Source organism: Psychrobacter sp. 1176_08 (assembly GCF_052850615.1).
The window spans coordinates 365,937-378,559 of sequence record NZ_VXCU01000002.1; the positions used below are offsets into that span (position 1 = coordinate 365,937).

Annotated in this window: 11 protein-coding genes; 4 read left to right on the top strand and 7 right to left on the bottom strand. The window is 42.9% G+C overall.

Annotated features, from left to right (window positions below; genetic code table 11):
* Positions 1 to 457 precede the first annotated feature (457 nt).
* Complete coding sequence (locus FW759_RS04195) at positions 458 to 1,819, top strand: Na+/H+ antiporter family protein (protein ID WP_446442285.1); 1,362 nt, start codon at positions 458 to 460, stop codon at positions 1,817 to 1,819.
* A gap of 115 nt (positions 1,820 to 1,934) precedes the next feature.
* Here FW759_RS04195 and FW759_RS04200 read toward each other — a convergent pair whose 3' ends face one another.
* Both FW759_RS04200 and FW759_RS04205 read right to left on the bottom strand, forming a co-directional pair.
* Positions 1,935 to 2,174 carry a hypothetical protein gene (locus tag FW759_RS04200; protein ID WP_446442286.1) on the bottom strand — a complete coding sequence of 80 codons (240 nt, stop codon included), beginning with the start codon at positions 2,172 to 2,174 and terminating at the stop codon, positions 1,935 to 1,937.
* Entirely contained in the window at positions 2,174 to 2,809 is a 636-nt protein-coding gene (locus FW759_RS04205; RefSeq protein WP_446442287.1) for a 5-formyltetrahydrofolate cyclo-ligase, read from the bottom strand. The genes FW759_RS04200 and FW759_RS04205 overlap by 1 nt, the downstream gene beginning before the upstream one ends.
* Before the next feature lie 196 nt (positions 2,810 to 3,005).
* Between FW759_RS04205 and fumC the strand changes: the two genes are divergently transcribed.
* Positions 3,006 to 4,409, top strand: a complete 1,404-nt coding sequence (gene fumC / locus FW759_RS04210) for a class II fumarate hydratase (RefSeq protein ID WP_446442288.1) — start codon at positions 3,006 to 3,008, stop codon at positions 4,407 to 4,409.
* Between the two features lie 99 nt (positions 4,410 to 4,508).
* On the opposite strand, the gene FW759_RS04215 is transcribed toward fumC, so the two are convergent.
* The 5 genes from FW759_RS04215 to FW759_RS04235 all read right to left on the bottom strand — a co-directional run bounded on the left by FW759_RS04215 (position 4,509) and on the right by FW759_RS04235 (position 8,885).
* On the bottom strand, positions 4,509 to 5,045 hold the full coding sequence (locus FW759_RS04215) for a hypothetical protein (protein WP_446442289.1): 537 nt from the start codon (positions 5,043 to 5,045) through the stop codon (positions 4,509 to 4,511).
* A gap of 122 nt (positions 5,046 to 5,167) precedes the next feature.
* A complete protein-coding gene (locus FW759_RS04220; protein ID WP_446442290.1) occupies positions 5,168 to 5,983 on the bottom strand; it encodes a MipA/OmpV family protein in 816 nt (271 codons plus the stop codon).
* Positions 5,984 to 6,109: 126 nt separating this feature from the next.
* Positions 6,110 to 7,084 (bottom strand): rhomboid family intramembrane serine protease, encoded by a 975-nt coding sequence (locus FW759_RS04225; protein WP_446442291.1) that lies wholly within the window; start codon positions 7,082 to 7,084, stop codon positions 6,110 to 6,112.
* Positions 7,085 to 7,329: 245 nt separating this feature from the next.
* On the bottom strand, positions 7,330 to 8,517 hold the full coding sequence (locus FW759_RS04230; protein WP_443527627.1) for an alpha-hydroxy acid oxidase: 1,188 nt from the start codon (positions 8,515 to 8,517) through the stop codon (positions 7,330 to 7,332).
* A 41-nt stretch (positions 8,518 to 8,558) separates the two neighbouring features.
* Positions 8,559 to 8,885, bottom strand: coding sequence for a glutaredoxin family protein (locus FW759_RS04235; protein ID WP_446442292.1), 327 nt, complete (start codon positions 8,883 to 8,885; stop codon positions 8,559 to 8,561).
* 310 nt (positions 8,886 to 9,195) lie between these two features.
* On the opposite strand from FW759_RS04235, the gene mtgA reads away from it, so the two are divergent.
* Together mtgA and ppk1 are read left to right on the top strand one after the other, a co-directional pair.
* Positions 9,196 to 9,882: a monofunctional biosynthetic peptidoglycan transglycosylase gene (gene mtgA, locus FW759_RS04240; protein ID WP_062845223.1), complete on the top strand. Its 687-nt coding sequence runs from the start codon at positions 9,196 to 9,198 to the stop codon at positions 9,880 to 9,882.
* Between the two features lie 237 nt (positions 9,883 to 10,119).
* The gene (gene ppk1, locus FW759_RS04245) at positions 10,120 to 12,312 is read left to right on the top strand and encodes a polyphosphate kinase 1 (RefSeq protein WP_446442311.1); all 2,193 of its coding nucleotides are present in this window, start codon (positions 10,120 to 10,122) and stop codon (positions 12,310 to 12,312) included.
* The last annotated feature ends 311 nt before the right edge of the window (positions 12,313 to 12,623 follow it).

The window sequence follows — 12,623 nt, forward strand, 5'->3', positions numbered from 1 at the left end:
AGCAAAGTGACTGGTTTATCTTATTAAAATAATCCTATTTAAGTGGCTATCGTCATGCGTATCGTCATCAGTTTTATCGATGATAAACCAAAGACAATGCGAATAAATCATTAATATAGTTGAATTATCATAAAATCAATGTGCGGGACGCATTGGTAGCAATCTACTATAGCCACAAATGTTTTGATCTACTAATCGAATAGGAAATAAACGCTACAAAAAATGTATGGCAGCAGTTCGATGCCTTTTTATTATGTTGCACACAGTGTCACCTAGCTGATAACTATTGGGTTCTATACATAGGTTTTGTAGGCAAAATAAGGTAAACTGACGCGCGTCTAAAACAGGGCTTTTAGCGCAAAATGTGTTTGAGCGCTTTTTGGACAACCAAACCCTATTTATAAATGCTACAACATTTGTAGGTCACAACCAGATCAGATAGAAAAAGGCGCAACATATGGCAATCAATGCGGTACTGCTGGCAGTCATCATCATGCTAGGACTGTCACTTTCGCGAGTGCACGTGGTGCTCAGCTTATTAATTGGGGCATTGGCAGGTGGTCTGCTAGCGGGTCTTGGTATCACAGATACTTTAGCAGCTTTTCAAGAAGGTATCCGCAACGGGGCACAGATTGCACTTTCATACGCCTTGCTGGGGGCGTTTGCGGTCGCTATTGCACATTCTGGATTACCGCAATCATTGGCGGGCGCTGTTATTAAGCGTATTGATGCAGGCGGTACCAGTGGTGTGATTAAGTATATGCTGTTTGCAGGCCTCATCACCATGAGCTGTTTTAGCCAAAACTTAATCCCTATTCATATTGCTTTTATTCCACTGCTTGTACCACCGTTACTGCTTGCTTTTAATCGCATGCACATTGACAGACGTCTGATTGCTTGTTTGTTGACCTTTGGTCTTGTGACCACTTATATGTTTATTCCGTATGGTTTTGGCGATATTTATCTTAATCAAATCATGCTAAAAAACGTGGGTGAAGCAGGCATTGATATTGCTAATATTTCTGTCGTAAAGGCAATGGCAATTCCAGCTTTGGGTATGTTGATTGGTTTGCTAACGGCGGTCTTTATTAGTTATCGCAAACCGCGTCAATACCAGCAAGTAGAAATAGATCAAAAAGCTCATGATGCAGTAGTAGAGGGCGATGCGCTTAGTAAAACGGCTGCTGATGCGCAAACACAAAGTAAATTAAAAACACTGGTAGCATTGGCTGCTATCGTGACTGCTTTCGTCGTGCAGTTATATACTGACTCGCTACTACTTGGCTCGATGTTTGGCTTTGGTGTCTTTATGGCGACTGGAGTTGTGAAGTGGCGTGATGCTGATGGTGTCTTCAATGATGGTATCAAGCTGATGGCGATGATTGGCTTTATCATGATTACGGCGCAGGGTTTTGCTGAGGTCATGAAAGCCACTGAGCAGATTCAGCCACTCGTTGATGGTGCCGCGTCACTGTTCGGTGGTAATAAAGCGATGGCGGCATTTATCATGCTGCTGATTGGTCTAATTGTGACCATGGGCATTGGTTCGTCGTTCTCAACTATTCCTATTTTGGCTGCGATTTATGTGCCGTTATGCGTCTCTTTAGGGTTCTCACCATTGGCGACTGTGGCAATTATTGGGACAGCTGGTGCGCTGGGCGATGCGGGTTCGCCTGCGTCAGATTCGACACTTGGGCCAACCTCTGGTCTTAATATCGATGGACAGCATGACCATATCAAAGACAGTGTAGTGCCGACTTTCTTACACTATAATATTCCGCTACTGGTCTTCGGTTGGATAGCGGCGATGGTGTTGTAATCAGGTCTACTGTTGATAATGATGTGAATGGCTAAATTAGCAGAAAAAGGCGAGCGTAGATATAAACTAGGCTTGGCTTTTTTCATTTCTATTCGTCGATTAATCGATGAAATTTTTAACACTCATCATTAAAATCTTTTATCTCACTATTCAAACTACTCAAAAATGCATCACTTTGTGCGAGCAACGCATTTAAGCGTTCTTCATTGACGAGCCTTGTCATCTCATCAGCACTAAACGGTTGCTCTTGACTGTAGTAACGTCGCTCTCTAGCGTCCTCATTACCTAACGTTTGTAAATACTCATCCACATTATCCGCGCTAGAGTCTTTTTCAGATTGTTTATTATCTTTCATTAAAACCACCTTATGCCATTTGGCGTAATCAAACCATCTAATGGTACATCCCAAGGCTGACGCGCTAATTGCTTAACTAACTGAAAATCATAACACCAGCCAATTTTTAACGGCCTTGAAGCCCCTGATTGATAGCTTTTGCCAAGGGATGTATCATAAAAGCCGCCACCCATACCCATACGATTACCGTTTAAGTCTACCGCCACTAACGGGCAGATAATCACATCTAACTCTGACGCCCATAGCAGGCGGCGATGATGGTTCTGTTTCATACCCAGTCGGTGAATGCGGGTAGGGATATTTAATAATTTGGAATGATGAATTGGTACAAAGCGCAATCGCTTATCGTCATGACCTAATGAACCAACAACAGGCAAATAGGGTAAATAGCCTAAGCGTTGACACCAATCCAATAGCGGCTGAGTAGGCAATTCACCAAAGCCATCGTAATATAAACCAACACGCGCATTGATTGGCAAGCGCTGTTGTAATTTTCTCAAATGCAAACTTGCTGACTGCGCCAAGTTTCTACGTTCACCATCATTTAACTGGCGACGCTGGCGCGTAAATTGTCGTCTGGGCGGGTTGCTGACTTGCGCATTTTTTAGCTCAAGACTTTTTGGTTCAGGAGACATAGCAATACTATCCGATGATATATTAAATTGATAAAGGCTGGTATTTTTAGAGGTTAGCAAAGATTATTTGTGAATATTCAACACGTCCTAGTCATGCTATCATAACGCCACTTTATATCGTATTCTCCTTTATGTGCAGCGGATGTTGCATTTTTTAGAGCAGTCATAAAACAACAAACCATCAAAGAGGGTAGTTATGTCGACACAGAATCAGGCAACTCGTACCGAAAAAGATACTATGGGCAACGTAGAAGTCCCAGCTGACGCTTATTGGGGTGCCCAAACTCAGCGTAGCCGCGAAAACTTCAAAATCGGTGGCGAGACATTGCCGCGTCCAATGATTGAAGCGATGGCATTGGTCAAAAAAGCCGCTGCCATCACCAATGCAAGCCTAGAGCGTATCGACGGCGACAAGCGTGACTTAATCGTACAAGCTGCTGACGAAATCATCAATGGTGGTCTGGTCGATCAGTTCCCATTGGTCGTATGGCAGACAGGTTCTGGCACACAGTCAAACATGAACATGAACGAAGTACTAGCTAACCGTGCCAATGAAATCGCGGGTTCTGAGCGCGGTAGCTACACGCCAATTCACCCAAATGACCATGTGAACCATGCACAATCTACCAACGATAGCTTCCCAACGGCCATCCGTGTGGCTGCGGCTCGTCAGATCAACAGCTTATTGATTCCAGCGGTACAAGTGCTACGCGATACTTTGGACAAGAAAGCCAAAGAATTTGATAGCATCGTAAAAATTGGTCGTACGCATTTGCAAGATGCCACGCCTTTGACCCTAGGCCAAGAGTTCAGCGGCTATGTAAGCCAGCTTGACCATTCATTGACTCGTATCGATAACGCGCTACAAGGTCTATATGAGTTGCCACTAGGTGGTACTGCGGTTGGTACTGGTCTAAACGCCCATCCTGATTATGCGGTAAAATCAGCTGAGCAACTATCGACATTGACTGGCTTGCCATTTGTCACATCACCAAACAAATTTGAAGCACTAGCCGCTCGTGATGCTGAAGTATTTGCTTCTGGCGCCCTAAAAACATTGGCAGCGAGTTTAAACAAAATCGCGAACGACGTTCGTTGGTTGGCATCAGGCCCTCGTTGTGGTCTGGGTGAGTTGACTATTCCTGAGAACGAGCCAGGATCATCTATCATGCCAGGCAAAGTGAACCCAACGCAGTCAGAAGCAATGACCATGGTCGTCGCTCAAGTCATGGGTAATGACGTGGCTATCAGTATGGCGGGCGCATCAGGTAACTTTGAGCTAAACGTGTATAAGCCAGTGATCGCCTTTAACTTATTGCAATCCATCAAGTTGCTTGGTGATGCGTGTAACAGCTTTAACGAAAACTGTGCGGTTGGTATCGAGCCAGTAAAAGACAAAATCGATGACTTCTTGCACAACTCATTGATGCTAGTGACGTCGTTAAACCGTCATGTTGGTTATGAAAATGCAGCAAAAATTGCTAAGACGGCGTATAAAGAAAACAAAACGTTGAAGCAAGTCGCGGTTGAGTTAGAGCTATTAACCGAAGCGCAGTTTGATGAGTGGGTCATTCCTGCGGATATGGTACATCCTAAGTAAGTTATTAAAGACTTCTTAGCATAGAAAAAGACCTTGCCACGTGGCAAGGTCTTTTTTTATTGGTTATTATGACTACATTGAATACTTTTTATTTAATATCTACAAATTTGGATCAATGCTTTTATGAAAATATACGTTATTTTTAGGTATGAAAATATCTGACAGCTTCCAATTATCATGTAACATAACACTAAATGTGAAGTCTTCGTCTGAGGCTTTTATATAGCTACCATTACCCAGTTCAAACAACTGAATTGAACACAAGCCTCTTATCCAGCACGTCAATATAAAATTTAAATCGTTGTCAGAAATATAATTGATGTTAAGTTTAACCAGTTCTTGCAGTTTTTTTTCAACGTTGCTTAAACCGAAGAGGAATTCATTTTCAACATTTTCTAAGCTAAAGACATGCATACCAAAACCCAACCAGCTCATGCCGTATTCTTTTTGAGGTCTTGTAGATAGATTAATATAGAGCATTCTTAAAAATTCAACAAAATCATTTTCAACTGATAAATAGTCTTCAATCTTTTCGACACTAAACCTTTCTATAAAGTTTGATATATTTGTCCACTGTCTATCGTTCAATACTTCATCATCTTCAAATCTAGAAATTTCATAATAACTAAAGCTCATAGTCATTTTTCTCCTCTAAGCTATTGTAATTAAATCAGAAAAAGTAATAGATATTATTAAGGTGAATTCTACAAAAAAGGCCGAGCAAACTGCTCGGCCTTTTTACAATAGTTCAAACTTACTTAAAACTTATAAAGCAAACCAAGCGTGGTTGTTGCATCCGTACGTGAGTTGACCATTGGGCTATCGTATTGCTCATTTGGCAAATAACTCAAGCTTTGATTGGCAAATCCTGCCCAGTTTTCATTGAAGTCATAGTTGGCGCTGATATTGATATACGGGTTCAGACTGTTGTTAGACTTATATGGTTCAACGCCTGATTTTGCTGACTCAGCCTCAGTCACACCATAGTAGTAATCGTTGTAATCTTCATCGAAGTACTCAAAACCAAAGCTTGGATAGATGGTGAGCTTATCTGCACTGATTCTGGCAAGATATGACAGGCGAGCAGTGTTACCACCACTTTTATCCAAAACGTCTGTCGCTATTTGAGCACGAAACGCACCGATAGGCGTACGGCGCTGATAGCTCACACCTGCCGACGCTGAGATTTTACGCTCGTCCAATTCCGCCAAATTGCCACTGGCATCATCAGGATCAAAACTGTTGCCAGACGGTTGCGCATAGACTGACAACTGATTGGTGCCGTCATTGATTAGATAGGCACCCGCTTGTGCCCCGCGCGCGTAGACTCTATTGTTATCATAAAATACGCCTGGCAATACACGGAACTCGGTATTGTCATCTAAATTGTAGGCAGACTTTACTGCCATGACATTGACACCCACGCTGAGGACAGCATCTTTGTCAGTTGGCAGGTTTTTATCAAGAAAAGGAATGGCACTAGAAACGCTAGCCACACTGAATAATGCAGTAGCGGTTAACACGCTGAGTGAGGCGCGCGTATAGATATTGGGTCGCGCTGCAAGTTTAAACATAATCAAGTCTCGTGATTGAGTGGGAATGGTCGAATAGTACCACTAAGCAGAAATAATGGGGTAGGGTAAGTTAAATGAGTATGCGGTTTTTATAACATTTCAGCAATGATAAATAAGTATGACCGTTTACTCAATGGTTTTTAGCACTTCTACGATTTGATAATGGATATCTTGCCACCACCAGACAAAGCCAATACTGATCAATAGCATTACAATCCATGGAAGTAGTGTCCAAAATAATGACGGCTTTGCTTGGGTTTTGTGGCTGATCGCTGTGTTATGCACCGTACTAAAATTCATCTCTAAAGTACTGGTATCAAACTCAGCGTTGGGATCAGATGGGTAAGACGTATCGACATCAGAGGGCTGATCAATATAATGGGTTTGATAAGTGTCTTGGTCATGAGCTCGATACGGGCTTGGTTCGTTCATCGGGTAAGGATGTTGAGGTATGGGCATATTTTGCTGTGCGATGACCGTGCGCTGACGATAGGCGATGGCAAATGCCGACGCAATTATTAAGCCTGTCACGGCACCACCAATATGGCCTGCATTATCAATACCAGGTACAGCAAAGCCATATACCAAGTTAATACCCATAATAAAGAGTAAGCTTCTCAAGTTGAGCATCAAACCATTGACCGATATCTTAAAAAATGCCGCTACCAATAAAGCCGCACCGATACCCATAATACCGCCAGATGCCCCAGCCGACAGTCCCGCTTGCCCATTTCCGTCCAAAATACCTTGCCATGTCACATAGCTGTTGAGTAAGTTGCCACCGATGGCTGCCAACAAAAACAGTGCCAAAAACTTGGCTGAACCAAACATCGGCTCAGCGATTTGTCCAAAAAAATACATGGCAAAGCCATTAAATAATAAATGCATCAAACCAATATGCAAAAACGCGCTGCTGACCAAGCGCCATGGCTCATTATCCATGGTAAAAGGCAGAGCATTAGCGCCCCATTTGATGAGCATTTCAGTCGATGGATTATTGGCATCCGCGCCCGTTAGGACTTGTACGACAAATAGCCCGATAAAGCTGATCAATAATAAAGTAGTGACAGGCGCTGTTTTTAATAATTGTTGGATGGTCATAAAAGCTAAAATTCAGTAAAGATTGTAGGATAAGTATAAAGGGTCTTGTTAGAAGATGTTATCTATTAGCTAGCAAGCATTGCAGTCAATTGAAAATAAAAGTGGTATATATAGTCATCGTGTTCTACTGGTAAAAATTTTCCTCGCTGTCTGCTTAAAAGCGTGACAGAGGCTTCGAAAAATTTACCCCAGTAGAACCGTACTCTGTTTGAAATAGCTTGATTATATTTCAGAAAAATTTATTTTTAAAAATGGTTTGTTTTGAGATTCTCATAAGTACCCTTCACCAAGATATTGTCCGTGACGGTATTTATATCAGTATGACCACAAAACGCCATGGATATATCACATTCTTTGTAGATGATCTCAAGCGCACGGCGCACGCCATCTTCACCATAAGCGCCCAACCCATAAAGAAAAGCGCGACCGATCATGGTGCCTTTAGCGCCTAGAGATAGCGCTTTTAATACATCTTGACCGGAGCGAACACCGCTGTCGAGCCATACTTCGATATTGCTGTTTTCGGCATGAATCGCTTGTACGATGTCTGCAAGGGCAGAGATAGAGGAGAGTGCCCCATCTAATTGACGACCACCATGGTTTGAGACCACCAATGCATCCGCGCCGCTGCGTGCTGCCATGATGGCATCTTCAGGTTCCATAATACCTTTGATAATCAGCTTGCCGCCCCACATATCTTTGATACGAGCCACGTCGTCCCAGCTAAGCGCAGGATCAAACTGCTCTGCTGTCCATGCCGACAGCGAAGACAGATCCTCAACGTCTTTTGCATGACCGACGATATTGCCGAACGTGCGCCTCTTAGTCCCAAGCATATTGAGACACCACTCAGGCTTGGTCATCAGATTCAAAATATTGGTCAGCGTTGGTTTGGGCGGAGCAGAGAGACCGTTTTTGATGTCTTTATGCCGTTGTCCAAGCACTTGTAAGTCCGCAGTCAAAATGAGCGCAGAGCAATTTGCTTCCTTAGCACGGCGAATCAAATTGGCCATAAACGCCTGATCTCGCATCACATACAGCTGAAACCAGAACGGCTTACTGGTATGGGCAGCGATATCTTCGATAGAGCAGATACTCATGGTAGATAAAGAGAAAGGCACGCCAAATTTTTCTGCTGCTTGCGCGGCTTTGATTTCGCCATCCGCCCACATCATACCTGTAAACCCAGTAGGCGCAATGGCGACTGGCATTTTGACCCGCTCACCGATCATGGTCGTTTCCAGACTACGATTTTCCATATTGACCAACACACGCTGGCGCAGCTTAATCCGATCAAAATCGCTTTCATTGTTACGATACGTGGTCTCAGTCCATGAACCTGAATCCACATAATCATAAAACATACGCGGCACTTTGCGCTCAGCAATCTGACGTAAGTCTTCGATGTCTGTTACTTTTTCTAGATTCTTCATAGCTGTTTCACCTCGGCGTTTTATCAATCAAGCGTTTTTCATTATGATGTTAGCAGTTGCTGTAAATCCATGACTGAAAAAGGATAGTCTAAGCGTTTTGATGACGCCAAAATAACAGGAATACTCGTGGCAAAGACCATCATCAGCGTCTCATCAAAGTCGGCAATATCGATTTTTTCATAGTCAATCGGTTGTACCGCTTGAAACCGATGGATAAGTTGCTCGGCAATGTCACACAAATGACAACCTGCAGTACCCAGTAGCCACCATTTATCGATTTTTTCAGGTGTGCCAAGATGAGGATTTTCGGCGATAATACGTGCTCGCAGTGCAGTCGTATGATTATCATGTGCGGTGTCAATGGGCATATTTATTCTCTTATCTTAAGACTCATTACAAAGTATTTGCGCTAAAAAAATCAATTAAAAAACCTAAATACTGTTTACCCTTTACGACATGATAAAGAAATGGGGTAAATAATGACAGCGATTGTGAGATTAGGTAAGATGATCTGCATTTTTAGTTTACTGATTTATAATCATTGCCTTATCGCTTATTATTGATCGTGTTCTTTTATCGATAGTGCTCTTTTATCAAAAGTAACTTCTTATCGGTAATGGCTTACTTTATCTTATTGCGCTTTATCTTATTATTTTTTCAATCACTTGGGTATCTCACATGGCAAGTTTTAGCAAATTTATCAAACGACTATTATTGGCATTGATAATGATAGTGGTCGCGTTCCATGTGTTGGTTGCTGGATTACTGTTGATTTGGAAGACTCAACCTATTAATAATAGTATGTTTATGCTGACACATCGCCTAACCGGTGGCACGGTCACACAGACTTGGGCAGAGTATGACGCCATCGCAAAATCTGCCAAACAAGCCGCGATAGTGAGTGAAGATTCGACGTTTAGCCAGCATAATGGTTTTGATTTCAAAGGCATTGAAGCAGCACGTAAGAAAAATGAAGAGACAGGTAAAATGTCTGCTGGCGGTTCAACCATCACTCAGCAGTTGGCAAAAAACCTATTTTTGACCTCTCATCGCTCATACGTTCGTAAAGGTGAAGAGGCGGTTATTACGTTAATGCTCGAAACGTTTTGGGACAAACAGCGCATCCTAACCGCTTATCTAAATGTGGCAGAGTTTGGTAATGGCATCTATGGTATCGAAGCTGCCGCTCAGCATTATTTTGACAAATCTGCTGCCAAACTGAATCGCGATGAATCTGCTTTGCTTATTGCTATGCTGACCAATCCAAAATATTATCAAGACAATCAAGGTGATAGACGTCTACGTAACAAACAGCGTATTATCAAAAAACGTATGAAAAATGCAGTCTTACCGCAGTCGGATTGATTGTTTAGTTGTACTCATCTTGAACAACATAGATTGTGGACAGCAACGGTATGTTTTGTCATAAATAACTGCTATAAAAAAGGGTAATGCAACCACACCAAAAAGCAACAACGCATAAAAACAGTGCAAAAAATGATGGCGTATTGATAACGTAAAAGGAGTAGTGACGTGGCAGATGTGTACGATCAGAAAAATAAGAATGAGGATGTGAATAACGCTATCAGGACTAATGAGACAATGAATATAAATGATGTTACTAACGTAAATAATGATATTGATACAGAAAGTCGTGGTAAAGAGTTGGCTGAGGTCGAGTGGCAACGCTCAGAAGATGGCAGCTATTCACCCAGCAGCTATATCAATCGCGACTTGTCATTATTACAGTTCCATTTGCGTGTCTTGGCACAGGCCGCCAGTCCACACCATCCGCTGCTTGAGCGTTTATTTTTCTTAATGATTTTTTCCTCAAATATCGATGAGTTTTTTGAGATTCGTGTGGCGGGTATCATGCAAAAATTTAGCATGGGAGATGTGTCGACCAGCGCTCATGGTATGCGTCCTAGCGAGTTGCTCAATGAAATCTCTACCATTACCCATGATGCTATCGATGAGCAATATCGTATTCTTAACGAAGATATTTTGCCCGCCCTTGCCCTCGAGGACATTCGTTACCTAAAGCGTGATGAGCTCAACGCTGAGCAGTCCGCTTGGATGAAGCGTTACTTCATTGAGCAAGTATCACCCGTATTGACACCGATTAGCATTGATCCTGCGCATCCGTTTCCACGTCTGGTCAACAAGAGCCTAAACTTCATCGCAACCTTGGAAGGCAAAGACGCTTTTGGTCGTGATATCAATCTAGCTATTGTGCCAGCCCCGCGTAGTCTGCCGCGAGTGATCCGCTTGCCGGACGAATTGACAGGTGGTAAAGAGCATCATGTAATGTTATCAGCCATCATTCATGAACATATTGGTGACTTATTCCCTGGCATGAGCGTAACAGGTTGCCATCAGTTCAGACTGACACGTAATGCTGACTTGGATTTGGCTGATGATGTTGAGGACATCGCCAAAGCGCTAGAAGGCGAACTAGAGAACCGTCGTTTTGGTGATAAAGTACGTTTGGAAGTTACCACTGATTGCCCCGTACACATCAGTGATTACTTACTTGATGAGTTCGAGTTACATGACAATCAATTGTACCGAGTCAATGGCCCTGTCAATTTAACGCGCTTATTGTTTGACTTCAATATTCCTGCGCTGCGTTATCAGCCCTTTACTCATGTCGTGCCAAAAGAGTTCCGCCGTGAGATGGACAAGCTGGACAAGGCGACAAGCATGTTTGCGGCCATGCGTAAAAGCGATGTGCTTGTACACCATCCGTTCCATGCGTTTTCGCCCATTATCAATTTGCTGTGGCAAGCGGCAAGCGATCCAAAAGTGCTCGCCATCAAGCAAACGCTGTATCGCTCAGGCACCAATTCAGAAATTGTCAAAGCATTAGCAGCGGCGGCTCGTAACGGTAAAGAAGTGACTGCCGTTATCGAGCTGCGCGCGCGCTTCGATGAGGCCTCAAATATCGCTGTAGCAAACTATTTACAAGAAGCGGGCGCGATAGTGGTGTATGGAATCGTTGGCTACAAGACGCATGCCAAGCTGATGCTTATCGTGCGCCGTGAGGATGACCGCATTCGCCGTTATGTTCATTTAGGCACAGGTAACTATCATGCCGCTAATGCTAAAGTGTATACCGATTATGGGCTGTTTAGCGCAGATCCTGACATCTCAGAAGATATACACAAAATCTTCCAAGAGCTGACAGGTATGGGTAAACCTGCCAACCTTAAAAAACTACTGCATGCCCCTTTTACATTACACGAAAAACTCATGAGCTTTATCGACGATGAAATTGCTCATGCAAAGGCCGGCAAACGCGCGCATATTATCATCAAAGCCAATGCCTTAACTGAGCGTCGATTGATTGGCAAGCTATATGATGCTTCACAAGCGGGGGTCAAGGTTGAGCTGATTTTGCGCTCTATGTGTTGCTTACGTCCGCAAGTCAAAGGCTTGTCCGAAAACATCACGGTGCGCTCTGTGATTGGTCGCTTTTTAGAGCATACACGTATTTATTACTTTTATAATAATGGAGCAGAGCGTTTATACTGCGGTAGTGCTGATTGGATGGATCGTAACTTATTCCACCGTGTGGAAGTGGCGTTTCCGATTGAAAATAAAAAGTTGTTTAAGCAAGTGTATGAAGACGGTTTACTCAATTACCTACACGACAACACACAAGCGTGGGCACTGCAAGGCAATGGGGTTTGGCAACAGATACAGCCAGCAGCTGGAGAAGCTCCGCACACAGCGCAAGCGCATTTGCTCAAAACCATCAATAGTGTAGAAGAGCCGACCACTTATGTTCAATAATAATGATCTAATTTGAGGTGGTTATTAAAGGTGATAATTAAATAATTACCTTCAATATCAAAATTTTACTTCTCTGACCGAGCGTTGTGATTTTCAACGCTCGGTTTTTTATTTTTACAAAAACATTGGCTGTCAAAGTTACAAACTGTCTTGTAACCTCACATTTATTCACATATTGATACGGCACCACACTGGTAGCAACCATAATATTCTCCCTATACTACATAGGGTAAACGGTAGATTTGTCGAAGCAGCATTCGTCTACGGACTATGTTTTAAAAAATTCGTAGATCTACCACTATAGTTCAAAA

Bases quoted from the DNA above. Each gene is read 5' to 3' on its own strand.
- FW759_RS04195 (WP_446442285.1), top strand. From the start codon at position 458: ATGGCAATCAATGCGGTACTGCTGGCAGTCATCATCATGCTAGGACTG.
- FW759_RS04200 (WP_446442286.1), bottom strand. From the start codon at position 2,174: ATGAAAGATAATAAACAATCTGAAAAAGACTCTAGCGCGGATAATGTG.
- FW759_RS04205 (WP_446442287.1), bottom strand. From the start codon at position 2,809: ATGTCTCCTGAACCAAAAAGTCTTGAGCTAAAAAATGCGCAAGTCAGC.
- fumC (WP_446442288.1), top strand. From the start codon at position 3,006: ATGTCGACACAGAATCAGGCAACTCGTACCGAAAAAGATACTATGGGC.
- FW759_RS04215 (WP_446442289.1), bottom strand. From the start codon at position 5,045: ATGAGCTTTAGTTATTATGAAATTTCTAGATTTGAAGATGATGAAGTA.
- FW759_RS04220 (WP_446442290.1), bottom strand. From the start codon at position 5,983: ATGTTTAAACTTGCAGCGCGACCCAATATCTATACGCGCGCCTCACTC.
- FW759_RS04225 (WP_446442291.1), bottom strand. From the start codon at position 7,084: ATGACCATCCAACAATTATTAAAAACAGCGCCTGTCACTACTTTATTA.
- FW759_RS04230 (WP_443527627.1), bottom strand. From the start codon at position 8,517: ATGAAGAATCTAGAAAAAGTAACAGACATCGAAGACTTACGTCAGATT.
- FW759_RS04235 (WP_446442292.1), bottom strand. From the start codon at position 8,885: ATGCCCATTGACACCGCACATGATAATCATACGACTGCACTGCGAGCA.
- mtgA (WP_062845223.1), top strand. From the start codon at position 9,196: ATGGCAAGTTTTAGCAAATTTATCAAACGACTATTATTGGCATTGATA.
- ppk1 (WP_446442311.1), top strand. From the start codon at position 10,120: ATGAATATAAATGATGTTACTAACGTAAATAATGATATTGATACAGAA.